We start from the raw sequence: 22,973 nt of genomic DNA on the forward strand, positions 1-22,973 counted from the left end.
AAAGCATGAAATTTAAAACATTTGATTTAAGAGTATACCGTCATAATGATGAAACACTGCTTTCATTTGATATCAAAGGCGGACGGATACCATTAAGTAAGTTGTTACACATTCCAAAAGGCAAACCATTTAAGATGAAGCTCACTTCTGAAATTGTTGAAAAATACCGTATTAAACAAGAGATAAAGCAAACGCAAAAGAAAACAGACAGCCCTAACGGGTTGTATCCATTAATTAAAGCCATTGAAAAAGATGTTTCTCAATTGTTAAATAAACAAGATAAGGACGATTGGGAGAAATGGGAACGCGTTTTTGCTTATGAATGTCTGTATAACATAGCTTTTAATCGTGGCGTTCGTCAGGAAAGACAACGTAGAAAATCAAAAGAAACAGTTCTATCAGCGTTTGACATTATCGGTGCTGATGATGTTGCGGAACTTTCTCATGAGCTAGGAGTTAGTGAAGATAAACTCACTTATGCAGTTATGGAAGTTATCGCTAAACGTAAAAACGGAGGCAAGAAATGAATGACGACACCTTAACGAACCTTGTTGCGCATGGCTTAGTGGATAAAGTCATTCATTTATTTAATAAATATCTTGGCACACAACTCAAAATCAGAAATGAAAAGCGGGTATTACCTTATATTTCTAAAAAGCGTGTTATGGAAGACTTAGATATATCAGACGGCACACTTGATAATTGGGAAAAGCACGGATTGAATCGCTATAAACCACGATACAAAACTTCACTTATTTACTATTTGATTGATGATATATGCAAGTTCATCATCATAGATACTTAGCAACTTGTCAGGCAGGGCAAATTTTATTAGAGGATTGAGAAAATGACAAATATTATTAGAGCTTGTTCTTATGTGGTTGGTATTGATAGCGTAGGCATGCAAAACTTAAAAGCCTATCATACAGAACTTACAGACAAGCAGATTGAGAAATTAGACCCATTGAATGCCAATACAGGCACAGTTGATTATTCTTTTAAAGTTCGTAAATACAAGCACGGTGTCCGATTTGAGGGCGAAAAAGAGGGCGGAGAAATCAGCTTATTTGATGAGGTAGCGAAATGATTGAACATCACCAAGGCTATACGGCTTTAAAACGGTACGGACGGAATAGTTTTAGACCAGCAGGCAAACACCCGTTTAAGATTATTCACAATGCACGAGCGGTCAAATATGACTTAATACAGCAGTTTGAGGAGAGTACAAGCATAATCTTACCCAGCGGAGTAAAAAGAAACTTATGCACCCAACCAGTACCATTTTTAGGTAAAGAGCTGGCTATTATAAAAATACAGATAAAGGAAACTAAACCATGAAAATTACGATTGATGTCCTTGAAAATGAAAGTAATAAGGACAATTTAGAATATCTTATCAGCGATACAAGCAACGAAGCTATTACTGTTTTAATGTTTGCCTTGATTGGCGAAGCTAGACAGAGAGCAAGCTATGAGCAATTTTTAGAAACCATTACTAGAATTTGGGGGTATTTCAATGAAGATAACTGACTTACAGAAATTAGACCAAAACATTATTAAATTTCTTGCTGAACATCGAGGAATTGACCGAGCTATCAAAGGTAGAAATTTAGCACAAAACCTTAACATTGATTTTCGTACCTTACAAGGTCGCATTGAGTACCTCCATAAGCAAGGTTGCGCCATTGGTTCAATTGATAACGGCTATTTTATTCCAACTAACGAAGACGAGCGCAGAGCTGGCATTATCAAGAAACAACGCACAGGCATAGCGATTAATAATGCAGTCAATGGCTATACGCTTGCAGAACTTGATTGGATTGACCAACTCTTTGAGGAGGTTGACTATTGACACCAAAAGAACAAGCCCTAAACTGTATTAATCGCGGTTTTTCTGTTATCGCTGGTTATCCCGCTGGAAAAAGCGAAAGGGCAATTATAAAGGGGAGTTCTTCAGGAAGTTTGATGAAATCACAGTAAGCGAATGGTTTGATGAAATACCGAACCGTAACATCATGATTAATCTTAGAAATAGCGGTTTGATTTGTATTGACTTAGACCAACACGAAAACGGACAGAATGGCAGAGCTGTATTCAGTCGCTTGTGGAATGAACATAGCGAGGGGGAAATATTAAGTACCTATGTCGAGAAGACACCAACAGGCAACGGCTTACACGTTTTCTTTAAAGTTCCCAAAGAGCTATTCAGTCAGCCGATTGTCAATGAACTAGCGGACGGCGTGGAGATAAAGACACACTTCACACCAATCTACCCAAGCAAACGCACAGACGGCGATTATATCCCTTTGAATGATACAGAAACTAACGAGCCTTTAACTTTCGATAGTCTTTGCGATTGTCCTGACTGGTTACTTGAAATGATACAGCGACCACAAAAAAGACACAAGCCAACGTTAGGCAGTCGGACTTATGGCGCTGAAATGTGGGAGTTATTCAACCAAGGCGCACGAAAAGGCAACCGAAACAATGACACGAACCGAATACTTCACTACTGGAGAAAAATCGGCATTGATAACAATCATTGCATGGACTTATTGCGAACCTTTAACAATCGAACCAGTCCGCCCTTACCTGATGACGAGCTGGCAACTATTTGGAAAAGTGTATTCAAGATGAAATAGAAAGGAAGTTATGGCTGACCAATTAGATAAACTTGTGGCAGAAACACCACAAAGCAATATAAGAAGCCCCAAGCCTAAAGTAGAGGACTTCACAGATTATGGCGAAGACGGCAAAAAAGTCGTCAATATCGCAGGTTATCAAGACAGTTTGACAGACTGGTTAGAACAAGAAAAAGAAATCATTAATCAGCCTGATTATGTCAAAGCAAACACTCAAACGCTTAGAGCGGTTAGAAAACTATTCTTTGAACACCGTAACTTATTTTTAAGCACACCTAAAGAGGACGGAAAGCCACCGAAATCATTAAGCCCTTTAGAAACAGCAAGAATCATCTATAAGACGCTAAAAGTCATCAAATTAGACCACCAAAGCGGACTGTTAGGCGTTTATAATCCTGAATTAGGGATATATGAAACAAATGAGAACTTCTTTCATCGGCTCATTTATTGGCTAGAGCCGTCATACAGTCAGGCACGGTCTAAAGAGGTTCTCTTTAAACTTGAAACCTTAGCAGAGGTTAAGCAACAAACCGCAGAAGCTCATTTAATCCCAGTAGCGAACGGCATTTTCAATAAGAAAACACAGCAATTAGAGCCATTTAGTCCTAAGTACGTCTTTACCTCAACCATTGCGACCAAGTACAACGCTAAGGCTAAAGTACCCAATATTAACGGTTGGAACGTAGACGACTGGCTCAATGATTTAATGAGTGGAGATAAAGAACTTGCTAGCCTTTTATGGCAGATTATTTCCGCAAGTACCAACGGCAACTATTCTTATCGTAAAGGCGTTTGGCTCGTCGGTAAAGGAAATGACGGCAAAGGGACATTTCAGAGCCTCATCATGAACTTAATCGGACGTGAGAACGTCGCAAGTGTCAAAGCTGAACAGTTTTCTGAACGCTTTTCTCTTTCCCAAGTCGTTGGTAAAACTTGTATTATCGGAGATGATAGCCAAGTCAGTTACTTAGACAATGCAGGAAACTACTTTTCTGTAGTTACTGGCGACCCAGTACCGATTGAAGCGAAAGGAAAACAACCGACACTAGCCGTCTTTAATAAATTAGTCATTCAATCCACTAACTTTTTACCGAAGTTTAGAAATAAGTCAAATGGAACTTATAGGCGTTTGCTTATTGTTCCCTTTAACAAGTCTTTCACGTCAGATAATGACAACTGGAAAATCAAAGATGATTATATTAAACGCAAAGACGTTTTAGAGTACGTGCTTAAAATCGCCTTATCACTTAATTTTGATAAATTTGACGAACCAAAAGCCACACAAGGGCTGTTAAATGATTTTAAAATCTCTAATGACAATGTACTAGCCTTTGTAAATGATATGTTTGAGGAGTTCGTCAGTGATTTTCTACCAACCACCTTTATAAGCGCCTTATATCGTGCATGGTGTGAAGATGAGGGAGTGAAGCCCTTTACTAAGCGAGAGTTTGAGCTTAAATTACCTGACCATATTAAAGAAGAGTGGGAAAAAACAAGTAAAAGACCTCATACGGCAGGCTTTAACAGAGCGATTGACTTACACCGAGCCGAGGAATATGAGCTTTTTAGACGGCTATTTCATTGGGACGAAGACAAACAAAAAAAGGTCACTAAGGGTTATTTACGCAAGAAAAAGCGAAAATGATACCGTACTTCGGTAACATGTTACCGTTAGCGGTAACAACTTAAACCGCGTGGTTAAGCTGTTTGTAGAGTTTTGTTACCGTGTTACCGTACTTTTCCTACTTCGCTAGGAATTTATCAGAGGAAATAAAAACATGAAAAAAGCACGCTGTCCGACAAAATGAATTTGCTGACAAAACTTAGTGAAGCTTAACATAAAAAAATAGGAGAAAAAAATGAGCGATAAGGTAATTATGGTTTATACAGTAAATGATTCATCAGCATTTGTCTTTAATCAGACACTGGATAATATGAAAGTCATTGGCAAATGGCAAGATGACCCTGACCAGTTATTTAAACTAGGCACTACCGTATTTAATGGAAGTCATGTTGTGGCGATTAAAGTCGCAAAACGTGGGCCACTTGGTACAGTACCAGAATAATAAAGGAGAGATAATGAGGGCAAGACATCCACCAAAATCAGTTGTTTTAATTAATTTATAAAAACAGCTATCAACCTAATAAACACAAGGGATTACAGGGACTATCAATAGTTCCGATTATAATATATATTTACTAACAAATAAATACAGGAGAAACCATAATGAAAACATTTGAAGAAATTGAAGCAGAACTTATCAATCAAAAAGACGGTAATTTATTGGAAATTGAGAAGTTTAAAAATAATAAAGAAAAAGCGGAAAGAGCCTTGAAAATCGCTAATGAGGAATTAATCAAAGCCGAGGAGACCGCTGACTTAGTAGCTTATGATAAAGCCAAGGGGGATATTTCAACGTCTCAACACGCTATTGAATTGTATCAAAAACAGTTAGACAAATTGGAAAGCACTCCATTAGTAACCAAAGATGATTATAATCAATTGGTCTCAGATATTGAAAAGGCTGCCGATAAGTTACAAGATGAGTTGAATATTAAGGGCGCTAAGCTAATGGCAGAACTCAAGGCATTGGCTGATGAATCTAATGCGGTCTACCATAAAGCTGATGAGTTGTTACGCATTGCACAATATGATGTTTATAAAGACGCCGATTGTTTAGTCGCGTCAAACGGTACCAGAATAACGCGAGCGGTAGAGTATAAACGCGCCGACACAGTCAGAAGCGTTTATAACTTTAAATATCTCGGTAACACATTTCTCAATGATATGACAGCAGAATAAAAAGGGGACACCATGATAGAAACAATCAAAGACAACCACCGACAACATACAGGCAATTGGGTTGAGGACATCCGAAAAGGCGCAGAGATTGAACGCAAAGAAATAGATGAGACGAGCAGACAGCGGAGCAAAGAAGCCTTTGACAAGATGAGAGATAAGGCGAACGCCGAACGTGATGAGATTAATGGATTGATGAAACAAGTTGCCGAAAGAAATTACAATGATAGTAAGTTAAAGCGTGACAAAGAAATTAAAGTCGCTAAACAAAAAGCTATGCAACAGATTGAATCTGAATATGAAAGCAAGTACGGAGTCGATACCGACAAGACGGAACGAACTAAGCAAGCATGGAGCAACTTACTAAAAGGTTTATGATTAATAAAAATAAATAAAAAAAATATTTATATTAATTTATTATTTATTAATTTTATTTTTTAAATTAATTTATTATTTATTAATTTTATTTTTTAAATCTGAAAATATTTTTAAAGAAACTATGGGGGCATATCCCCCTCCCTCTGGGTCAGCTCGTACTTCACGCCGTCACTGTACATATTTTTTCTTGAGTATGTGTTTAACAAGCAGAAAGGAGGAAGAAAAATGAGCGTTATTCGGTGCAAAACTTGCAAAAATTTGTTCAATACCGCCAAGCAAGAAAGATATTGTAGCGAAGAATGTAGAAAAGAAGCTCGTAAGAAAGTTCGTAAAAAATGGGAAACAAAGAATCCTGAATATATGAAAAATTATATGCGAGGATATCGTGAAAAATAGCCTTGTAAGTTTAGTTTCATCGCAATACAAAATATAAAACAAATAAAAAGTCCCCTAAAGGGCTATGATATAATAGTAGTTAAGAAATCAGTTTTTAAAGCCCGTTCTCAGCGGGCTTTTTTGTTTGGAAGATTATATTATGAATGAACTAGAGTTTAATATCAGATTATATCTCATTCTTACCTTTTTTTAGACTGATATATATAAAAAAATATATTAGACATATTTCAAAAAATATGAATCGCTCAACCGTGGGAATCTCAAAATATTTTTTTACGTTCGCTAAAAAAGAGACAAAATAAAAAAGCCGTATATCGTGGATATACAGCCCTTGCCTGACAAAAATTTGTTCATTTTTTTAACGCTTTTTACTACGTTCGTGTTTTTTTACGTTTTTTACTACGTTTAAAAACATGTATATTGTGGTCTAATGGGTCATTTTTTATTGCATAATTGTATAAAACGATTTTCATGCCCTCTGTTTCCCTCTAATGGTTTATAGGGATTCAATTGAACAATGAATACATTTTGGTGTTTCCATCTTCTCTCCTTTATTAAATCAAAAAAAACCAGCCCGAAGACTGGTTTTTATACCGTTAAAATCGGAAAATTATTTAGCGATTTTAGCGAAGTATGCAAGTGTACGAACAAGGTTTGAAGTGTATGACATTTCGTTATCGTACCAAGATACAGTTTTAACAAGTTGAGCTCCATCAGCTGAAGTAACTTCAGTTTGAGTAGCATCAAAGAGTGAAGAGTTTGAGATACCAACGATATCAGATGAAACGATTTGGTCTTCGTTGTAACCAAATGATTCATTTGAAGCAGCTTTCATAGCTGCGTTGATTTCGTCAACTGTAACTTCTTTGTTAAGGATAGTAACAAGTTCAGTCAATGAACCAGTTGGAACTGGTACACGTTGAGCATGTCCTTGAAGTTTACCTTGAAGTTCTGGCAATACAAGACCGATAGCTTTAGCAGCACCTGTTGAGTTAGGTACGATGTTTTCAGCTGCAGCACGTGCGCGACGGAAGTCTCCACCACGGTGTGGGCCATCAAGAGTCATTTGGTCACCAGTGTAACCGTGAACTGTAGTCATTGTACCAACTTTGATACCGAATTGTTTGTTCAAAGTATCAGCCATTGGAGCAAGACAGTTAGTTGTACATGAACCAGCTGAAATTACTGTTTCAGTTCCATCAAGTACTTCGTGGTTAGTGTTGAAAACGATTGTTTTAACATCAGATCCACCAGGTGCAGTGATAACAACTTTTTTAGCACCGTTAGCGTGCAAGTGTTGTTCAGCTTTTTCTTTAGTTGCGAAGAAACCAGTTGCTTCAAGAACGATTTCTGCACCAACTTCAGCCCAGTTGATGTTAGCTGGGTTAGATTCAGCAGTAACTTTAACGAATTTACCGTTAACTTCAAAACCACCATCTTTAACTTCAACTTTACCATCAAAACGACCTTGAGTTGTATCGTATTTAAGCAAGTGAGCAAGCATTGCTGGATCTGTCAAGTCGTTGATTGCAACAACTTCAACACCTTCAACATTTTGAATACGACGGAAAGCAAGACGACCGATACGACCGAAACCGTTAATACCAACTTTAACTACCATTAGTAGTTTCCTCCTTATAGGGATTAGATTTTATAAAAGGCTTACCTTTTAAATTGACTAAGTTAACAATTTAACTTACTCTTTTATTTTAACACTTTTTTTAAAATTTGCAAACATAAACTCCCTTAGAAAGCGCTCTACAAAAGCAAAAGAAGTCCACTTCTCTTGAAAGCGTTTAACATTAAAAAAGCTCGTACTTTTTAAGAATAGTTTCTTCTTCCACTTCTATAAAAAAGCAATAAAAAAAATTTACTGATGAAACGCTCAGCAAATTTATGATTTATTTCTTACCAAATAAACGCCCAAAAAAGCCCTTATTATCAGTGGTTTTTAACTGTTCTTGCAAATCCGTAAAAAATTGTTTTTGATCTGTCAAAGCTTTTTCCATTAACTCTTGCTGTTTTTTAATCTGTACATCTTTTTCAGCAATTTGAGCATCTTTTACGTTTAATTGTTGATCTTTGGAGATAAGTTGACTGTTTAAACGTTCAATCTCAGCGTTTTTATCTTTCATCAAAGCGCTAATCATTTCGTAAGCTGCGGATGTTGCATCATCTGTCTTAAGCGCAACCTCAGAACCTTTGTCAGCATTTTCTTCCAGAACCTCTGCCTTGGCAGTCACCACTTTTCCGTATAGTCCCTCAAGTTCATGAATTCCCTCGGCATTAACGACTGTTACATTCTTCTCATTTTTTTCAACAAATTTAGTATCTAGCGACTTAACACGTTTATTCATCGCTTGGCGAGTCACTCCAAAAAGCTCTGCCAATTCACTTACTGTTTTAGTTTTCATATCATCCATAATACCATATTTTCGGCTAATTATACAGACTTTTGTAAAAATTTTATTTGCATATCGTTCTAGGAATTATTAAAAATATATTATAATTATATTATAGTGTAAATTTCCAAAAGAAAGGGCTAAAAAATATGAAATATAAAACAGAATCCATTGATAATATAAAAAAATTCTATGATATTAATACTAAAACTGGTCTCAGTCCAACTCAAGTCACAAATTCACGAATAAAATACGGTCATAATAACTTTGAAGAACAAAGTGGCCCAAATATTTTTCAAAAACTTCTTCATCACCTCTTAGAAGTCATGAATATCATTCTTATTTTAGTTGGTGTTCTCTCAGCCTATTTGGCTTATATCAGTAACGGAAACTACACTAAAACAATTGTTGTTTTACTTATCGTTGCCATCAACGTTTTCGTTTCAATCTTCCAAGAAAACAGGGCGGAAAATGCACTCGCTGCACTCAAAGAGCTTTCCTCACCAACTTCAACTGTTCTTCGTTCTGGAAAACGCCAAACTATTCCTTCAAGTGAATTAGTCTGCGGTGACCTCATTGAGCTGACAGCCGGCGTACAAGTTGGAGCTGATATTCGCTTACTCACAAGTAATAGCCTGCAAGTTGATGAATCTTCACTGACAGGTGAATCAGAACCCATTGACAAGAATGCTGACCTTGATATTACTGACGAAGTTCCTCTTGGAGATCAACTGAATATGGTTTTCTCAGGAACAAATATCCTTAACGGAACAGCCGAAGGAATCGTTGTCGCAGTTGGTTCAGAATCACAAATGGGACAAATTGCCACACTTATTGGCGAACAAATAAAAGGAAAAACTCCTCTTCAAAAAAGAATCGATAAACTTGCCAAACGCTTAGCAGTCATTGCCTTTGCCGCTGGAATCTTAATCTTTGTCATTAACCTTTTGTATGGAAATGTTCCTTTTGTTGATAATTTAATGACCGCCGTTGTTTTAGGAGTCGCTGCCGTCCCAGAAACACTTCCAGTTATTGTTACCCTCAGTTTGATTTACGGTGTAGAAAATATGGCTCAGAAAAAAGCCATTATCCGAAATGTCCCTGCCGTTGAAACTCTTGGAAACGCAACAGTCATCGCTTCTGACAAAACCGGAACACTCACACAAAATCAGATGACCATTCAAAAACTTTGGCTATCTGGACAAGAGAGTTGGTCAGGAGGTCAATTATCAAGCTCTGAAGTTTCCTTAATACAAAATTTTGCTTATGCCTCAAACGCCAGTGCACAACTCATTGACGGTGATTGGGAAATCCATGGTGACCCAACCGAAGCAGCAATCATTCGCTTCTTAATTACTCATGACCTCTATGAACCCGAAAAAAATCCAAAACGACTTGCCGAACTCCCTTTTGATAGTTCACGCAAAAAAATGACCGTTGTCATTCCACATCCGCAAGATAATGAAAAATATCTTGTACTGACCAAGGGCGCTTTTGATAGACTTGCACCAAGCAGTCAACATCAAGCACAGCATCCACAGCTCCTTTCTTCAAATAACGAGGAGACTTCCACTCACTTATCAAATGATTTATTGAGTCAAGCCCAAAAAATACATGATATTTTTGCTGACCAAGCCCTACGTGTTCTTGCTCTTTCTTACAAAATCATCGATAAAGTTCCAGAAGATTTAACTGAATTAGAAAATAATCTTACCTTTCTTGGAATCGTGGGAATGATTGACCCTCCACGATTAGAATCAAAAGCCGCTGTTCAAGAAGCAAGGGCTGCTGGTATTAAACCAATCATGATTACAGGGGACCACGCGCTTACAGCAAAAGCAATCGCTCAACAAATTGACATCTATCGTGACGGAGATAAAGCTATTGACGGCTTAACGCTCAAATCAATGACAGATGATGAACTTAGCCAAACGATTGAACAAATTTCGGTCTATGCCCGAGTAAGTCCTGAAGACAAACTTCGTATTGTAAAAATCTGGCAAGAAAAAGAACAAATCGTCGCCATGACAGGAGACGGGGTCAATGACGCACCTAGCTTAAGAGCAGCCGATGTCGGAACTGCAATGGGAATAGCTGGAACAGAAGTTGCAAAATCCGCTTCTGATATCATTCTTGCTGACGACAATTTTGCGACCATCGTCGCTGCCATTCGCGAAGGCCGTCGCGTTTACACCAATATCAAAAAAACAATTTATTACCTTCTCTCAGCAAACGTAGCTGAAATTCTAACAATGCTCATTGGAGCAATTGTCGGTTGGGGAATGCCTTTTACAGGAATTCAACTCCTTTACATCAATGTCCTTGCTGATGGAATTCCCGGATTTGGACTTTCACGTGAAAAAGCCGACAGTCATATCATGGAACAGCCACCTGTTGGAGTCAAAGAAAGTATCTTCTCAAGAGGAGTCAGCTGGCGTATCGCCATTTGTTCTACAGCATTCATCATTACTGCTCTAGTTGGTTTTTATCTTGGTAGGTTTATTGAAATCGCTGGATTGACACCCAACCATCAACTCGGACAAACAATGGCCTTTGTGATATTAACCCTTGCTTCTACGATTAATGTCTATAACGCTAGAAGTAATGAATCTCTCTTCACAAGAGGAATTACCACTAATAAAATGATTTTTGGTACCACCTTATTATCACTAGGAATAACCGTTCTCTTTACAAATGTTCCTATTTTGATGAACATCTTAGAAGTTGCTCCTTTATCAATGATACACGGGCTGATAGCTATCATCTTAGCTTTAATCCCAACCCTTGTCATTGAAATTACAAAAGTGATTCTTAATAAACAAGGGAAAAAATTTATTGGCTAAAAGAAAGGCTCAAAATAACTTGAGCCTTTTTATCTGTCCACTTATTCATGGAATTCTACAACCATCTTCACCACTTCATCATAAGACTCTTGACAGCCATTTTTCACCCAATTTCCTAAAACATAAAATAAACCAGCAGCCATAAAATCGTTCCAAAATTTTTGCTTTGTCCCTATATAATCAGCCCAAGTCGTTGTTTCATTATAAAAAATAGTCATCTTTTGAGCAAATACCTGAAAAATCAGCGAATAATAATTCCCCTTGACAGCTTTTTCTATTTCTTCTTCTTGTTCAACAAATAGTCCCACCAACTTCTCACTTAAAATAAGTGAGTTAATACTTTCTAGCTCCAAAAGTTCTTTGAGAAATTTATCATAGATTAGCTCAAAATACTCTAATACGACTTCTTCCTTATTTTTGAAGTGCCGATAGAAAGTCATCCGACTCACCCCAGCTTTTTTGCAAACTTCTGTCAATGGCAATTCATTGATTGTATATTTCTCTAAACACAACATCATTCCTTCAATAATAAAGTCATGAAAATCTTGATATTGCTCTTTTCGCTTCATTTCTGTTACACTTTCATTTTGTTGTCACTTTTAAAGACAAACCGTCCAAAGTTAATTGTAAAAGTTCTTTTTTGCTGTTACACTTGTATCACATAAATATTATAACACAAAGGAAAATTTTATTATGTCAAATCAAGAACCAATAGCAAACTACAAATTTAATTATAAAACAACAGCAAATAAAGTTATGAAAAATATTAATCTTTCAGGAAAAACAATCATCATCACTGGTGGGTATTCTGGTATTGGTTTAGAGATGACCAAACAACTTTCACGTGCTGGAGCAAAAATTATTATCCCCGCCCGAAGAATGGAGGTAGCCAAGAAAAATTTATCTAAAATAAAAAATATTGACATTCTTCCCCTTGACCTCACCAATCCAGAAAGCATTCATCAATTTGCCGAAAGTTTTTTGCAAAATAATTCAAAACTAGATATTCTTATTAATTCCGCTGGATTAATGTACCTTCCTTTAAAAAGAGATTCACGAGGAATAGAATATCACTTTGCCACAAACCATCTAGGCCACTATCAATTAACAATGGAACTTTTACCCGCTTTAAAAAATGCAAAAAACTCAAGAGTTATAAATTTATCCAGTCGTGCTCAACAAATGACACCATTACTAGAAGATTGGAATTTTGAAAAAATAGAAAACTATAATCCCCAAATAGGCTACCAACAATCTAAAACTGCCAACGTTTTATTTTCAATAAAACTAGATGAACTAGGAAAAAAATATGGAATTAGAAGTTTTGCCGTCCACCCTGGTATGATTCCAATGACAAATATTGGTCGTCAAAATTCACCGATTACCCCTTGGCTCCGCTACCTAGCCGACTATTTTAAATTAATTCATATCCCCGCATTTTTTAATGCACTTAAATCCGGCTTTGACCGAAGTAAATATCGCTATTTAAAAACAATCGCTCAAGGTGCCGCAACACCTCTTTGGGCCTCAACAAGCCCTGATTTAGAAGGTAAGGGTGGTCTTTATTGTGAAGACCTTAATATTGCCAGACTTATGACATCAGAAGAAGCTAATAATTTTTCTGGAGGCTTACGTCCACATGCAATAGACCACAATGACGCAGATAGACTTTGGCAGATTTCAAAAAATATAACAGGTCTGGATTTTGAATAAACCCTTACTATAAAATAAAACTGACCTATTATAAATAGGTCAGTTTATCTATTTTTTCATTAGATGAAACTTATTATACATACTACTTTTGATTAAATAATGGCATTTATATTAAAAATACACAAACTTCTTTGACATGGTATTGATCAAGTGCTAATATTATACTATATATTCAAAATAGTTTGAATATATAGTTTTTTATAACAAAGGAGATGCATATGAAGAAGAATTTAAATGAACTTCAAAAATTTATAGTGATGAACCTGTGACACTCACTAAAAATTTTTATAAGAGAACAGCCATGATTTTAAAAAAATACAAACTTAATATTTTAGGAATTCTATTTTTTCTTTTATTAAACATTCTTTATCAATATCCTCTTGTTTTAGTTTTTGCCTATTTCTTTAATAAAAGAATCTTTTTCTTTACCGATTTTTTATATACTAATTCCTCTTGGACCTTACCACTATTAATGACTTTGGTATTAATACTCATTTTTATAAGTGCTTGGAAGCTCGGATATCTAAAAAATACACTTAATAACTGGAATTTAAAGCGTATTTTTTGGCTAATGGGGATTTTGTTTTTCACTTTAGCAACCAATTATCTAGTAACAGTACTTGTCCTAAAAACACAAATTATTTCTTCCGTGACGAGTGATACTGGTATGTCGGATATTTTAGGCCAACTACCAATCCTTTGTCAAAAATATATTTTAGGAATTATTGTTCCACTTTCGGAAGAGCTATTGTTTAGAAGTTATATTTTTGGTTCAATAACTAATAAAAAGGTTGCCTTTTTAATCTCTTCTGTACTTTTCGCTCTTGTCCATACGGGATTTTCTTGGTACTTACTTCCATACCTCATTCTTTCTTTTATTATTACTTGGGTTTATTCAAAAAGAAATAATTTCATCGAGAGCGCGATTGTCCATAGCTCAGTGAATCTCTTAGGTGGACCTGCAATCAAACTACTAGACACATTTTTTAAACTATTACCTTATTAAAAAATAATGTAAAAAGGAGAACTATGAAAAATTTTATAAACAAACCAAATAATATTAAAAGATGGATCTTATTACTATATTCTATCCTTTCACTAATTATTACCATCACTTATATTATTTTTAACCACACATTTTTTAAAGTAGATTGGCAAAGGTATGATATAGATGGGACTTACCGAAGAAAGGTGGATGAGATACTAAAACATGGTGTCTTCTGGATAAATGGGAATTTAACAGCAATCAACTCTACACTACTGATTTTACTTCTAGCTGTAGGGACGATTCTTTCACTATTAATTTTCTATTTAGCTTGGCATAATCTAGCAACTAGAACATGGACCCCAATTCTGTGCTTAGCAGGATTTTTGATTCCTCTAATCGTTCATGGCGACGGAAATATTCTCAAATCCTTGATTATTGGCTATATTTTTATCATTGCTGGAGCAAGCTTCTCAGTTCAGGCTTTACGCTTTTCCTGATTTTAAAAACGCATTTAATATAACAAAAAACTACTGAATTCAATAATTTTCAGTAGTTTTTTATTAACTATAAAATAATCCAATTAATTATATAAAAAAAGCTAACAATAGGCATGTTAGCTTTTATGTTATGCCGAAGGCCGGGGTCGAACCGGCACTCCCGTGAAGGAACCAGATTTTGAGTCTGGCGCGTCTGCCTATTCCGCCACTTCGGCGAAACATAACAACTGGGGTAGCTGGATTCGAACCAACGCATGAGGGAGTCAAAGTCCCTTGCCTTACCGCTTGGCTATACCCCATTAAAAGGCGGATGACGAGGATCGAACTCGCGAGTGCCGGCGCCACAAGCCGGTGTGTTAACCACTTCACCACATCCGCCATAATGAAACACGGGCAGCAGGAATTGAACCCACACTAAAGGTTTTGGAGACCTTTGTACTACCTTTATACGATGCCCGTTTTCTATGGAAGGGGAGGGATTCGAACCCCCGAACCCGAAGGAGCGGATTTACAGTCCGCCGCGTTTAGCCTCTTCGCTACCCTTCCAAACTCTTTATTCACTTAATGGCTGAAACAACCAATGGGAGTTAACGGGATCGAACCGCTGACCCTCTGCTTGTAAGGCAGATGCTCTCCCAGCTGAGCTAAACTCCCAAAACTTGGCCACTCGCCTATCTCCCAGGGGGCAACCCCCAAGTACTTCCGCCGTAGATGGACTTAACTTCTGTGTTCGACATGGGAACAGGTGTATCTCCATCGCAATGATGACCAAATCATTAAATGTTACCTTGAACATTCAAAACTAAATAACAATTCTTCTAACTTTTAAACCATAAGCATATTATATTTGACTCTTTTGGTAAAGTCCTCGAGCGATTAGTACTGGTCCGCTCCAAGTCTCGCAACTCTTCCACTTCCAGCCTATCTACCAGATCATCTCTCTGGGCTCTTAATTCTTACGAATGGGTAATCTCATCTTGAGGTGGGCTTCGCACTTAGATGCTTTCAGCGCTTATCCCTTCCCTACATAGCTATCCAGCCGTGCTCCTGGCGGAACAACTGGTACACCAGCGGTAAGTCCATCCCGGTCCTCTCGTACTAAGGACAGATCCTCTCAAATTACCTACGCCCGCGACGGATAGGGACCGAACTGTCTCACGACGTTCTGAACCCAGCTCGCGTGCCGCTTTAATGGGCGAACAGCCCAACCCTTGGGACCGACTACAGCCCCAGGATGCGACGAGCCGACATCGAGGTGCCAAACCTCCCCGTCGATGTGAACTCTTGGGGGAGATAAGCCTGTTATCCCCAGGGTAGCTTTTATCCGTTGAGCGATGGCCCTTCCATGCGGTACCACCGGATCACTAAGTCCTAGTTTCCTACCTGCTCGAGTTGTAGCTCTCGCAGTCAAGCTGGCTTTTACCTTTACACTCTACGATTGATTTCCAACCAATCTGAGCCAACCTTTGAGCGCCTCCGTTACTCTTTAGGAGGCGACCGCCCCAGTCAAACTGTCCGTCAGACACTGTCTCCCTGGCCGATTATGCCAGCGGGTTAGAGTAACCATAAGTCAAGGGTAGTATCCCAACAACGCCTCAATAGAAACTAGCGTCCCTATTTCAATGGCTCCTACCTATCCTGTACATGACTTACAGGTACTCAATATCAAACTACAGTAAAGCTCCATGGGGTCTTTCCGTCCTGTCGCGGGTAACCTGCATCTTCACAGGTACTAAAATTTCACCGAGTCTCTCGTTGAGACAGTGCCCAAATCATTACGCCTTTCGTGCGGGTCGGAACTTACCCGACAAGGAATTTCGCTACCTTAGGACCGTTATAGTTACGGCCGCCGTTTACTGGGGCTTCAATTCATACCTTCGACTTACGTCTAAGCACTCCTCTTAACCTTCCAGCACCGGGCAGGCGTCACCCCCTATACATCACCTTGCGGTTTAGCAGAGAGCTGTGTTTTTGATAAACAGTTGCTTGGGCCTATTCACTGCGGCTGGCTTTTACACCAGCACCCCTTCTCCCGAAGTTACGGGGCTATTTTGCCGAGTTCCTTAACGAGAGTTCTCTCGATCACCTGAGGCTACTCGCCTCGACTACCTGTGTCGGTTTGCGGTACGGGTAGATATGACTTTACGCTAGAAGCTTTTCTTGGCAGTGTGACATCAGAGAGTTCGCAACCGTAGTTGCTTCCCCATCACAGCTCAATGTTAAAGAGAAATGCATTTGACACATCTCACACCTCACTGCTTAGACCAGAATCCATTAACTGGCATCTCTTAGCCTACTGCGTCCCTCCATCACGATCATATCTAGTACTGGAATATCAACCAGTTGTCCATCGACTACGCCTTTCGGCCTCGCCTTAGGTCCCGACTAACCCAGGGCGGACGAGCCTTCCCCTGGAAACCTTAGTCTTACGGTGGATAAGATTCTCACTTATCTTGCGCTACTCATACCGGCATTCTCACTTCTTAACGCTCCAGCACTCCTCACGGTATACCTTCATCGCGGTTAAGAACGCTCTCCTACCATTTAATTAAATTAAATCCAAAGCTTCGGTAATATGTTTAGCCCCGGTACATTTTCGGCGCAGGGTCACTCGACTAGTGAGCTATTACGCACTCTTTGAATGATAGCTGCTTCTGAGCTAACATCCTAGTTGTCTGTGCAACCCCACATCCTTTTCCACTTAACATATATTTTGGGACCTTAGCTGTTGGTCTGGGCTGTTTCCCTTTCGACTACGGATCTTAGCACTCGCAGTCTGACTGCCGAACATGTGTATTAGCATTCGGAGTTTATCTGAGATTGGTAATCCTAGACGGACCCCTCACCCAAACAGTGCTCTACCTCCAATACACTTACATTTCGACGCTAGCCCTAAAGCTATTTCGGAGAGAACCAGCTATCTCCCAGTTCGTTTGGAATTTCTCCGCTATCCACAAGTCATCCAAACACTTTTCAACGTGTCCTGGTTCGGGCCTCCAGTGCGTCTTACCACACCTTCACCCTGCTCATGGATAGGTCACTAGGTTTCGGGTCTACATCATGATACTAAGTCGCCCTATTCAGACTCGGTTTCCCTACGGCTCCGTCTCTTCAACTTAACCTCGCATCATAACGTAACTCGCCGGTTCATTCTACAAAAGGCACGCTCTCACCCATTAACGGGCTCGAACTTCTTGTAGGCACACGGTTTCAGGTGCTATTTCACTCCCCTCTCGGGGTTCTTTTCACCTTTCCCTCACGGTACTGGTTCACTATCGGTCACTAAGGAGTATTTAGGGTTGGGAGATGGTCCTCCCGGATTCAAACTGGATTTCGCGTGTCCAGCCCTACTCAGGATACTGCTAGGTATAAGCGCTATTTCGTCTACGGGATTATTACCCTCTTTGATTAACCTTCCCAGGTTATTCGACTATAATGCTTAAGTCCACGTTGCAGTCCTACAACCCCAAGAAGCAAGCTTCTTGGTTTGCCCTTCTTCGCGTTCGCTCGCCGCTACTTACGAAATCGTTTTTACTTTCTCTTCCTGCAGGTACTTAGATGTTTCAGTTCTCTGCGTTACCTTTACATGAGCTATGTATTCACTCATGAATAACTGCTAGTAGCAGCTGGGTTTCCCCATTCGGAGACCTAGGGATCAATGCGTACTTACTGCTCCCCCTAGAATATCGTCGTTAGTCACGTCCTTCATCGGCTCTTAGTGCCAAGGCATCCACCGTGCGCCCTTATTAACTTTGCCATGATGATTTATAATCATCGTTTTTCAAGTATAAGTTTGTAAATTCTTTAAAATTCACAGCTTTTGGTTTATTTATCGTTATTAGATATTGTTATTTAGTTTTCAATGTTCAAGTGATTTTAACGTCTTGTCTGACAATGGAGCCTAGCGGGATCGAACCGCTGACCTCCTGCGTGCAAAGCAGGCGCTCTCCCAGCTGAGCTAAGGCCCCACAATCAAGAATTTGATTCTTGCTTAGGTTTATGACTAAACCCCTCAAAACTGAATAAAGTTGAATGCTCACGTCTTTGTATATATTCCTTAGAAAGGAGGTGATCCAGCCGCACCTTCCGATACGGCTACCTTGTTACGACTTCACCCCAGTCATCGGTCTTACCTTAGGAAGCGCCCTCCTTGCGGTTAGGCAACCTACTTCGGGTACTCCCAACTCCCGTGGTGTGACGGGCGGTGTGTACAAGGCCCGGGAACGTATTCACCGCGGCGTGCTGATCCGCGATTACTAGCGATTCCGACTTCATGTAGGCGAGTTGCAGCCTACAATCCGAACTGAGAATGGTTTTAAGAGATTAGCTAAACATCACTGTCTCGCGACTCGTTGTACCATCCATTGTAGCACGTGTGTAGCCCAGGTCATAAGGGGCATGATGATTTGACGTCATCCCCACCTTCCTCCGGTTTATCACCGGCAGTCTCGTTAGAGTGCCCAACTTAATGATGGCAACTAACAATAGGGGTTGCGCTCGTTGCGGGACTTAACCCAACATCTCACGACACGAGCTGACGACAACCATGCACCACCTGTATCCCGTGTCCCGAAGGAACTTCCTATCTCTAGGAATAGCACGAGTATGTCAAGACCTGGTAAGGTTCTTCGCGTTGCTTCGAATTAAACCACATGCTCCACCGCTTGTGCGGGCCCCCGTCAATTCCTTTGAGTTTCAACCTTGCGGTCGTACTCCCCAGGCGGAGTGCTTATTGCGTTAGCTGCGATACAGAGAACTTATAGCTCCCTACATCTAGCACTCATCGTTTACGGCGTGGACTACCAGGGTATCTAATCCTGTTTGCTCCCCACGCTTTCGAGCCTCAGTGTCAGTTACAGGCCAGAGAGCCGCTTTCGCCACCGGTGTTCCTCCATATATCTACGCATTTCACCGCTACACATGGAATTCCACTCTCCTCTCCTGCACTCAAGTCTACCAGTTTCCAATGCATACAATGGTTGAGCCACTGCCTTTTACACCAGACTTAATAAACCACCTGCGCTCGCTTTACGCCCAATAAATCCGGACAACGCTCGGGACCTACGTATTACCGCGGCTGCTGGCACGTAGTTAGCCGTCCCTTTCTGGGTAGTTACCGTCACTTGATGAGCTTTCCACTCTCACCAACGTTCTTCTCTACCAACAGAGTTTTACGATCCGAAAACCTTCTTCACTCACGCGGCGTTGCTCGGTCAGACTTTCGTCCATTGCCGAAGATTCCCTACTGCTGCCTCCCGTAGGAGTTTGGGCCGTGTCTCAGTCCCAATGTGGCCGATCACCCTCTCAGGTCGGCTATGTATCATCGCCTTGGTGAGCCTTTACCTCACCAACTAGCTAATACAACGCGGGATCATCTTTGAGTGATGCAATTGCATCTTTCAAACTTAAAACTTGTGTTTAAAGTTTTTATGCGGTATTAGCATTCGTTTCCAAATGTTGTCCCCCGCTCAAAGGCAGATTCCCCACGCGTTACTCACCCGTTCGCTGCTCATCCAGTCGGTACAAGTACCAACCTTCAGCGCTCAACTTGCATGTATTAGGCACGCCGCCAGCGTTCGTCCTGAGCCAGGATCAAACTCTCAAATAAAGTATTTAAGTCACCTTAGTGACTGGCTTGTCTTTCATTATTGATTGACAGATTTTTGATGTATCTTACTACATCACATGAGTCATTCTTCTTTATTCAGTTTTCAATGGTCTAGCTTATCGCTTCAAGACCCTCGTCTCTTGCGACAACTATTATATTCTATCAAACCTAACTAAACTTGTCAAGAATTAACTGTGACTTTTATACCTTTTTTTATCTTACATTCAGAAAACCCCACGGTTGTCATGTTCTTCAATCTACAATTTTTATAGAAAATATAATTTATTGGTTTATTATTTTACCCTTTGGATATTGTATGAGAGAATTTACAAATTTTATAGGTATAAATTTAATACAAAAAAACACTTCCATATGGAAGTGTTTTAAACATTGATATATGAATAATATTAACGTTTTGAGAATTGTGATGCTTTACGGGCTTTTTTGAGACCTGGTTTTTTACGTTCAACCATACGGGCGTCACGTGTAAGGAGTCCAGCGCGTTTCAAAGCACTACGGAAATCTGGGTCTACTTGGAGCAATGCACGAGCGATTCCGTGACGGATAGCTCCTGCTTGACCTGATACACCACCACCATTTACGTTTACGAGTGTATCGTAGCTACCTTCTGTTTGTGTAGCTGCAAATGGTTGGTTGATAACGAGACGCATGTCTGCGTGTGGGATGTAGCTTTCTACTTCACGTCCGTTAACTGTGATTTTACCAGTACCAGGTACGAGACGTACGCGTGCTACTGCATTTTTACGACGGCCTGTGCCGGCATATTGTACTTGTGCCATTATGTTCGTTCCTTCCTGATTAAATCAAACCTGTGATGTCAAGGACTTCAGGTTTTTGAGCTGTATGTGTGTGTTCTGCGCCAACAAACACTTTAAGTTTCATGCCTTGAGCACGTCCAAGTGTGTTGTGTGGAAGCATACCTTTTACTGATTTTTCAATCAAACGTACAGCATTTTTTTCACGGAGTTCACCAGCAGTAACTGATTTCAATCCACCTGGGTGAAGTGAGTGTGAGTAATAAACTTTATCAGTTGCTTTTTTACCAGTCAATTTGATTTTTTCAGCGTTAACAACGATTACGAAATCACCTGTATCAGTATGTGGTGTGTATGTTGGTTTGTTTTTTCCGCGAAGTACGCTTGCGACAACTGCAGAAAGACGTCCAAGAGGAACATCAGTTGCATCGACGACGTACCATTTACGGTCAACGTTTTGAGCGTTAGCCATGAATGTAGTTTTCATCATTTTGGTTATTTTCCTTTTACTAGAATTTGTTTACAGCAGGTGTAAGAGTCCTGCAAAGTATTTTTGGGTTTCCGGGGCCACAAAAATGGGGTAAACAATACCGTTTATCATCATATCATATTATTCCTGGGTTTGTCAAGACATTTTAGGGATTATATCCCCTTTATTTACTTCTTTTCGTGGATTATGTATTTTTTAGTTTTATATCTTTTCAAATGTTTCTTTGTGGTTTTTGCTACAAGCATTATGGTAGCACTTCCATTTGAACTATGATAGACTTTTTTAAAAGGGGTTTATATAATACAAGTCCTTTTATTCAGTTAGCCCTCGGAAATTTGGGGGATTTATATAGAAAATAGGAGCTCAATGATGTTTTTAGCAATTAATGAAATTAAACATTCAAAATTAAGATATGCTCTCGTAATTGGTGTCATGTTTTTGATTTCCTATCTTGTGTTTTTCTTATCTGGTTTGGCCTATGGTTTGGCTCAAGAAAATAGAATGGCAGTTGATAAATGGAAAGCAACTGATATTTTTATATCTGAGAAAGCCAATGATTCTCTCAATATGTCAATGATTGATTCAGATATTGCCAGTCAGGTGAAGGCGAAAGAAAAGGCAGTTCTCGCTCAAACTGCTGGGATTATTTATGATGCCAATAATGAAAATAAAAAAAATAATGTCAGTTTTTTTGGAATTAATTCAAATGAATTTTTAAATCCCAATGTTATTGAAGGGAGTGATTTTAAAAATAAGGGCGAGGTAGTAGCTGATATTAGTTTTAAAAATCAATATGATTATAAACTTGGTGATAAAATTAAATTAGCAACCAATAATGAAGTATTGACTATTGTTGGTTTTACAGATAATGCTAAATTCAATATTTCACCTGTGCTTTATACTTCTTTAGATACTTTCCAACAAATTCGTTATGGTTCAAATTCCAATTTTCAACCTAAAACTACTTACAATGCTATCGTCACGCGCGGAAAAATTAGCCAACAGCCTAAAGGGCTCCAAAAATTATCTATCAGTAAATTTATAGATAAACTTCCTGGTTATAGTGCACAAGTTTTGACCTTTGGTTTCATGATTGGCTTTCTAGTGGTTATTGCTGCGGTTGTCATTGGAATCTTTATTTATGTTCTGACAATGCAAAAAATAGCGATTTTTGGTGTAATGAAGGCTCAGGGAATTTCCAGTCGCTTTATTAGTAATTCTGTCATTGCTCAAACTTTTATTTTAGCTTTTAGTGGTGTATTAATTGGTTTGTTAGCCACTTTAGGTTCTGCGTTAATTTTACCAGAAGCTGTTCCTTTTCAAACAAATCTCCTCTTCTTTGGAGTGATTACTCTTTTAATGATTGTGGTTGCAATTGTGGGCGCTTTGTTCTCTGTCAGAGCAATTGTCAAAATTGATCCACTAAAAGCGATTGGATAGG

Annotated in this window: 21 protein-coding genes, 7 tRNA genes, 3 rRNA genes and 1 pseudogene; 17 read left to right on the forward strand and 15 right to left on the reverse strand. The window is 39.1% G+C overall.

The genetic code is table 11. The annotated features are described in order from the left end of the window. Positions 1 to 5: 5 nt before the first annotated feature. From PYW37_RS12615 to PYW37_RS12670, 12 genes and pseudogenes are all read left to right on the forward strand, one after another. Positions 6 to 527: a hypothetical protein gene (locus PYW37_RS12615; protein WP_025017256.1), complete on the forward strand. Its 522-nt coding sequence runs from the start codon at positions 6 to 8 to the stop codon at positions 525 to 527. After that, complete coding sequence (locus PYW37_RS12620; protein ID WP_025017255.1) at positions 524 to 805, forward strand: hypothetical protein; 282 nt, start codon at positions 524 to 526, stop codon at positions 803 to 805. Before PYW37_RS12615 ends, PYW37_RS12620 begins: the two co-directional genes overlap by 4 nt. 42 nt (positions 806 to 847) lie before the next feature. Then, positions 848 to 1,087, forward strand: a complete 240-nt coding sequence (locus PYW37_RS12625; RefSeq protein WP_025017254.1) for a hypothetical protein — start codon at positions 848 to 850, stop codon at positions 1,085 to 1,087. Further along, positions 1,084 to 1,338 carry a hypothetical protein gene (locus PYW37_RS12630; protein WP_025017253.1) on the forward strand — a complete coding sequence of 85 codons (255 nt, stop codon included), beginning with the start codon at positions 1,084 to 1,086 and terminating at the stop codon, positions 1,336 to 1,338. The genes PYW37_RS12625 and PYW37_RS12630 overlap by 4 nt, the downstream gene beginning before the upstream one ends. Then, positions 1,335 to 1,529: a hypothetical protein gene (locus tag PYW37_RS12635; protein WP_025017252.1), complete on the forward strand. Its 195-nt coding sequence runs from the start codon at positions 1,335 to 1,337 to the stop codon at positions 1,527 to 1,529. The genes PYW37_RS12630 and PYW37_RS12635 overlap by 4 nt, the downstream gene beginning before the upstream one ends. Continuing rightward, complete coding sequence (locus PYW37_RS12640) at positions 1,516 to 1,851, forward strand: HTH domain-containing protein (protein ID WP_025017251.1); 336 nt, start codon at positions 1,516 to 1,518, stop codon at positions 1,849 to 1,851. The genes PYW37_RS12635 and PYW37_RS12640 overlap by 14 nt, the downstream gene beginning before the upstream one ends. Continuing rightward, a pseudogene (locus PYW37_RS12645) lies at positions 1,848 to 2,641 on the forward strand (bifunctional DNA primase/polymerase). The gene PYW37_RS12640 and the pseudogene PYW37_RS12645 overlap by 4 nt, the downstream one beginning before the upstream one ends. Positions 2,642 to 2,651: 10 nt before the next feature. Further along, a complete protein-coding gene (locus PYW37_RS12650) occupies positions 2,652 to 4,286 on the forward strand; it encodes a DNA primase family protein (protein WP_044009587.1) in 1,635 nt (544 codons plus the stop codon). Positions 4,287 to 4,500: 214 nt separating this feature from the next. Then, on the forward strand, positions 4,501 to 4,707 hold the full coding sequence (locus PYW37_RS12655; protein ID WP_010906212.1) for a hypothetical protein: 207 nt from the start codon (positions 4,501 to 4,503) through the stop codon (positions 4,705 to 4,707). A gap of 161 nt (positions 4,708 to 4,868) precedes the next feature. After that, positions 4,869 to 5,444, forward strand: coding sequence for a hypothetical protein (locus PYW37_RS12660; RefSeq protein WP_044009586.1), 576 nt, complete (start codon positions 4,869 to 4,871; stop codon positions 5,442 to 5,444). Between the two features lie 12 nt (positions 5,445 to 5,456). Continuing rightward, on the forward strand, positions 5,457 to 5,819 hold the full coding sequence (locus PYW37_RS12665) for a hypothetical protein (protein WP_044009585.1): 363 nt from the start codon (positions 5,457 to 5,459) through the stop codon (positions 5,817 to 5,819). Between the two features lie 225 nt (positions 5,820 to 6,044). Continuing rightward, complete coding sequence (locus tag PYW37_RS12670) at positions 6,045 to 6,215, forward strand: hypothetical protein (RefSeq protein WP_012898380.1); 171 nt, start codon at positions 6,045 to 6,047, stop codon at positions 6,213 to 6,215. A 610-nt stretch (positions 6,216 to 6,825) separates the two neighbouring features. On the opposite strand, the gene gap is transcribed toward PYW37_RS12670, so the two are convergent. After that, a complete protein-coding gene (gene gap, locus PYW37_RS12675) occupies positions 6,826 to 7,836 on the reverse strand; it encodes a type I glyceraldehyde-3-phosphate dehydrogenase (RefSeq protein ID WP_003131244.1) in 1,011 nt (336 codons plus the stop codon). Positions 7,837 to 8,116: 280 nt separating this feature from the next. Then, positions 8,117 to 8,638 carry a DUF536 domain-containing protein gene (locus tag PYW37_RS12680; protein ID WP_003131246.1) on the reverse strand — a complete coding sequence of 174 codons (522 nt, stop codon included), beginning with the start codon at positions 8,636 to 8,638 and terminating at the stop codon, positions 8,117 to 8,119. Between the two features lie 128 nt (positions 8,639 to 8,766). Here PYW37_RS12680 and PYW37_RS12685 point away from each other — a divergent pair, with 128 nt between their 5' ends. Then, the gene (locus tag PYW37_RS12685) at positions 8,767 to 11,460 is read left to right on the forward strand and encodes a cation-translocating P-type ATPase (RefSeq protein WP_025017234.1); all 2,694 of its coding nucleotides are present in this window, start codon (positions 8,767 to 8,769) and stop codon (positions 11,458 to 11,460) included. A gap of 41 nt (positions 11,461 to 11,501) precedes the next feature. Here the strand turns inward: PYW37_RS12685 and PYW37_RS12690 are convergent, their stop codons facing one another. After that, on the reverse strand, positions 11,502 to 12,029 hold the full coding sequence (locus tag PYW37_RS12690) for a TetR/AcrR family transcriptional regulator (protein ID WP_023190240.1): 528 nt from the start codon (positions 12,027 to 12,029) through the stop codon (positions 11,502 to 11,504). Between the two features lie 124 nt (positions 12,030 to 12,153). On the opposite strand from PYW37_RS12690, the gene PYW37_RS12695 reads away from it, so the two are divergent. From PYW37_RS12695 to PYW37_RS12705, 3 genes are all read left to right on the forward strand, one after another. Further along, a complete protein-coding gene (locus PYW37_RS12695; RefSeq protein ID WP_044009584.1) occupies positions 12,154 to 13,173 on the forward strand; it encodes an SDR family NAD(P)-dependent oxidoreductase in 1,020 nt (339 codons plus the stop codon). Between the two features lie 301 nt (positions 13,174 to 13,474). Next, the gene (locus PYW37_RS12700) at positions 13,475 to 14,179 is read left to right on the forward strand and encodes a CPBP family intramembrane glutamic endopeptidase (RefSeq protein ID WP_023190242.1); all 705 of its coding nucleotides are present in this window, start codon (positions 13,475 to 13,477) and stop codon (positions 14,177 to 14,179) included. A gap of 185 nt (positions 14,180 to 14,364) precedes the next feature. Beyond that, complete coding sequence (locus tag PYW37_RS12705; RefSeq protein ID WP_003131256.1) at positions 14,365 to 14,658, forward strand: hypothetical protein; 294 nt, start codon at positions 14,365 to 14,367, stop codon at positions 14,656 to 14,658. A gap of 131 nt (positions 14,659 to 14,789) precedes the next feature. Here PYW37_RS12705 and PYW37_RS12710 read toward each other — a convergent pair. The 12 genes from PYW37_RS12710 to rplM form a co-directional block, all read right to left on the reverse strand. Beyond that, positions 14,790 to 14,873, reverse strand: a tRNA-Leu gene (locus PYW37_RS12710). A gap of 12 nt (positions 14,874 to 14,885) precedes the next feature. Beyond that, positions 14,886 to 14,957: transfer RNA gene (locus PYW37_RS12715), tRNA-Gln, on the reverse strand. Positions 14,958 to 14,963: 6 nt separating this feature from the next. Then, positions 14,964 to 15,036 (reverse strand) — tRNA-His (locus PYW37_RS12720). Between the two features lie 10 nt (positions 15,037 to 15,046). Continuing rightward, positions 15,047 to 15,117 (reverse strand) — tRNA-Trp (locus PYW37_RS12725). 6 nt (positions 15,118 to 15,123) lie between these two features. Further along, a tRNA-Tyr gene (locus PYW37_RS12730) sits at positions 15,124 to 15,204 on the reverse strand. A 35-nt stretch (positions 15,205 to 15,239) separates the two neighbouring features. After that, a tRNA-Val gene (locus PYW37_RS12735) sits at positions 15,240 to 15,312 on the reverse strand. 3 nt (positions 15,313 to 15,315) lie between these two features. Continuing rightward, positions 15,316 to 15,431: ribosomal RNA gene (gene rrf, locus PYW37_RS12740) — 5S ribosomal RNA — on the reverse strand. A gap of 83 nt (positions 15,432 to 15,514) precedes the next feature. Beyond that, positions 15,515 to 18,415, reverse strand: a 23S ribosomal RNA gene (locus PYW37_RS12745). Positions 18,416 to 18,553: 138 nt separating this feature from the next. Next, a tRNA-Ala gene (locus PYW37_RS12750) sits at positions 18,554 to 18,626 on the reverse strand. 93 nt (positions 18,627 to 18,719) lie between these two features. Beyond that, positions 18,720 to 20,266 (reverse strand): 16S ribosomal RNA (locus PYW37_RS12755). Together the 16S, 23S and 5S rRNA genes with 7 tRNA genes alongside form the textbook arrangement of a ribosomal RNA operon. A gap of 407 nt (positions 20,267 to 20,673) precedes the next feature. Further along, positions 20,674 to 21,066 (reverse strand): 30S ribosomal protein S9, encoded by a 393-nt coding sequence (gene rpsI / locus PYW37_RS12760; protein WP_004254378.1) that lies wholly within the window; start codon positions 21,064 to 21,066, stop codon positions 20,674 to 20,676. A gap of 19 nt (positions 21,067 to 21,085) precedes the next feature. Continuing rightward, positions 21,086 to 21,532, reverse strand: coding sequence for a 50S ribosomal protein L13 (gene rplM / locus PYW37_RS12765; protein WP_010906417.1), 447 nt, complete (start codon positions 21,530 to 21,532; stop codon positions 21,086 to 21,088). A gap of 369 nt (positions 21,533 to 21,901) precedes the next feature. Here rplM and PYW37_RS12770 point away from each other — a divergent pair, with 369 nt between their 5' ends. Then, positions 21,902 to 22,972, forward strand: a complete 1,071-nt coding sequence (locus PYW37_RS12770) for an ABC transporter permease (protein ID WP_025017199.1) — start codon at positions 21,902 to 21,904, stop codon at positions 22,970 to 22,972. Position 22,973 lies beyond the last annotated feature (1 nt).

The sequence above is a fragment of the Lactococcus lactis genome (assembly GCF_029023865.1).
Classification (GTDB): domain Bacteria; phylum Bacillota; class Bacilli; order Lactobacillales; family Streptococcaceae; genus Lactococcus; species Lactococcus lactis.

Coding starts and splice junctions, on each gene's coding strand:
- PYW37_RS12615 (WP_025017256.1), top strand. CDS start 6: ATGAAATTTAAAACATTTGATTTAAGAGTATACCGTCATAATGATGAA.
- rpsI (WP_004254378.1), bottom strand. CDS start 21,066: ATGGCACAAGTACAATATGCCGGCACAGGCCGTCGTAAAAATGCAGTA.
- PYW37_RS12770 (WP_025017199.1), top strand. CDS start 21,902: ATGTTTTTAGCAATTAATGAAATTAAACATTCAAAATTAAGATATGCT.
- PYW37_RS12665 (WP_044009585.1), top strand. CDS start 5,457: ATGATAGAAACAATCAAAGACAACCACCGACAACATACAGGCAATTGG.
- PYW37_RS12630 (WP_025017253.1), top strand. CDS start 1,084: ATGATTGAACATCACCAAGGCTATACGGCTTTAAAACGGTACGGACGG.
- PYW37_RS12670 (WP_012898380.1), top strand. CDS start 6,045: ATGAGCGTTATTCGGTGCAAAACTTGCAAAAATTTGTTCAATACCGCC.
- PYW37_RS12640 (WP_025017251.1), top strand. CDS start 1,516: ATGAAGATAACTGACTTACAGAAATTAGACCAAAACATTATTAAATTT.
- PYW37_RS12700 (WP_023190242.1), top strand. CDS start 13,475: ATGATTTTAAAAAAATACAAACTTAATATTTTAGGAATTCTATTTTTT.
- PYW37_RS12685 (WP_025017234.1), top strand. CDS start 8,767: ATGAAATATAAAACAGAATCCATTGATAATATAAAAAAATTCTATGAT.
- rplM (WP_010906417.1), bottom strand. CDS start 21,532: ATGATGAAAACTACATTCATGGCTAACGCTCAAAACGTTGACCGTAAA.
- PYW37_RS12635 (WP_025017252.1), top strand. CDS start 1,335: ATGAAAATTACGATTGATGTCCTTGAAAATGAAAGTAATAAGGACAAT.
- PYW37_RS12625 (WP_025017254.1), top strand. CDS start 848: ATGACAAATATTATTAGAGCTTGTTCTTATGTGGTTGGTATTGATAGC.
- PYW37_RS12695 (WP_044009584.1), top strand. CDS start 12,154: ATGTCAAATCAAGAACCAATAGCAAACTACAAATTTAATTATAAAACA.
- PYW37_RS12620 (WP_025017255.1), top strand. CDS start 524: ATGAATGACGACACCTTAACGAACCTTGTTGCGCATGGCTTAGTGGAT.
- PYW37_RS12650 (WP_044009587.1), top strand. CDS start 2,652: ATGGCTGACCAATTAGATAAACTTGTGGCAGAAACACCACAAAGCAAT.
- PYW37_RS12655 (WP_010906212.1), top strand. CDS start 4,501: ATGAGCGATAAGGTAATTATGGTTTATACAGTAAATGATTCATCAGCA.
- PYW37_RS12660 (WP_044009586.1), top strand. CDS start 4,869: ATGAAAACATTTGAAGAAATTGAAGCAGAACTTATCAATCAAAAAGAC.
- PYW37_RS12690 (WP_023190240.1), bottom strand. CDS start 12,029: ATGAAGCGAAAAGAGCAATATCAAGATTTTCATGACTTTATTATTGAA.
- gap (WP_003131244.1), bottom strand. CDS start 7,836: ATGGTAGTTAAAGTTGGTATTAACGGTTTCGGTCGTATCGGTCGTCTT.
- PYW37_RS12680 (WP_003131246.1), bottom strand. CDS start 8,638: ATGGATGATATGAAAACTAAAACAGTAAGTGAATTGGCAGAGCTTTTT.